General features: G+C 37.6%; 2 protein-coding genes. Both read right to left on the bottom strand.

Translation table 11 applies throughout. The annotated features are described in order from the left end of the window. Window positions 1–202, bottom strand: a 202-nt coding sequence (locus AMDU4_RS05875; RefSeq protein ID WP_021787065.1) for a hypothetical protein, incomplete at its 3' end; no start/stop codon positions are given. Window positions 203–440: 238 nt separating this feature from the next. Further along, the coding region (locus AMDU4_RS05870) for a hypothetical protein (protein ID WP_290704352.1) at window positions 441–1,823 on the bottom strand (1,383 nt) is incomplete at its 5' end.

Raw genomic sequence — 1,823 nt, 5'->3', positions numbered from 1 at the left:
AATAAGAACTTGCAGAATAATTAGAGTTGAACATGCAGGCATATATTGAGTATTCGTTATGGAAATATTTTACATCAACACTTTCACCATTATTGTTGTATTCTGTATTATTGTATGGGTAATAGTAGATAATCAGTGGCAGGAATAGTATTATCACAATTATAATCGAAATTATTATTTTATAATGGGATTTTAGGTTCATGTGAAATCACTCATATAAATTTATTGAGTTAGATTGCCCTGGATTTTGAGAGTTTATATAAGAAATAATTGAACCAGAATTATTTTTAAACTTTTCAAAATTAGATCCACTTCTGTAAAATAATTCATATTTTGTATCTGGCTTTGCAAAGAATAAATAATGTCCATTTTTTATAGGAACCTTGAAGAAATCACCACTATTTACACTTTTTATATAAACACTGGAGTTAAGTGATGTATCATAATTGTGATTCCCATCTGAGCATGCCGGGCTTTAATCCCACTGTGCCGTATATTGCCGAGGAAGGAGTAGTAGTTATAGCCTCTGACGCATTCGCACTCTTGATTATCCCTGTAGGACCAATGCACTCATAATAATTTGTAGAAAACGCATTTATTTTGAATGAATGTTTTAATTCATTAAGTGGTATGGAAATAGTTGTATCCTCAACACTTCCGAATACATTTTTACCTTTGCTGTCGACACATGCGTTGCCACCATCTATTTCATAATTTTGATAGATAGTCCCGTTGCCATGCACACTAAGGGAGTAACTGTCAACACCCGAAAGGGCGTACAGATCCTGGTATATTGATTCCTGCGATGTAAAATACCCTGCCCATGGTGCAAGCGAGACAAGGTTTATAAGTATGCCCTCAAATGCTTCACTGGGTGTTTTTCCCTTTTCGTTTGGTCCAGTTACATTGATGCCTGAGTTTTTTCCTGTATTGATACAGCTGATAGCCCCGGATGGTACACCATCAGTTGTTAACCCAAGTCTCTGATACGCAGCGGTATAAACCGTGGATGGTGAGTATTCTGATGGCAGGGTGCAGAAATCATTGGATGCGCCTGCAGCTATAATTGCTATATTGATCTTAAGTTGTCCACTGTCGTTACAAACAATGTAACTTGGCTCCATAACAACACTGTCATTCTCAAATTCAATGTTGCTTCCACCGCATTTATCTATGCTTTGTTCAACATCTGGAAGCTTAGAGTAACCATAAACCATATAACTGCCGGAATGCGGTGATGACAGGTATATGGTATTATTCCCATCATAGCCTATGTAATCATTAGATTTCACATTCACAATGCTCATTCCGAATGTAGAATAATGACTGGAAGAACCTGCACTTGAAAGGTATTTTGCAAAGAAACAGCAGTTTAATGCACTTGAAGGGGTGTAGCTGTACCTATAGGTGCCCTTTCCATTTATTGATATACTATTCAATGTGCTTATATCACTTCCATGCTCTGCAATAAAGCACAGTTCTGTGGGAATATTATATTCTGAAGAATAATGCGTTACATTGATATACAGATCTGCGCGCCCATCAGACATTGTTGCATATGTATTCCCTGAGAGTGCCCACGAATTATGGACTACCAGTGAGGATGTCCCCAGTGTTTTGCATTGTCTCTCTACAGGATTAGGAGGTGGAGGTAAAAGTTCATGCTTATCAAGCCGGATTTTGCCCTTAACACATGCCACATACACTACACTGAAGTGTATATCCCCAGCCATATTAGGATTCCATGTGTATGAGTATGTCCCTGTACCACCCACATCAGTGGTGTATACATATTCACTGGATTTGCCATTGCATACATTAAA

Source organism: Ferroplasma sp. Type II (assembly GCF_000496155.1).
The sequence above is the reverse complement of the archived record's forward strand: the minus strand, read 5'-3'. Positions and strand labels throughout refer to the sequence as shown.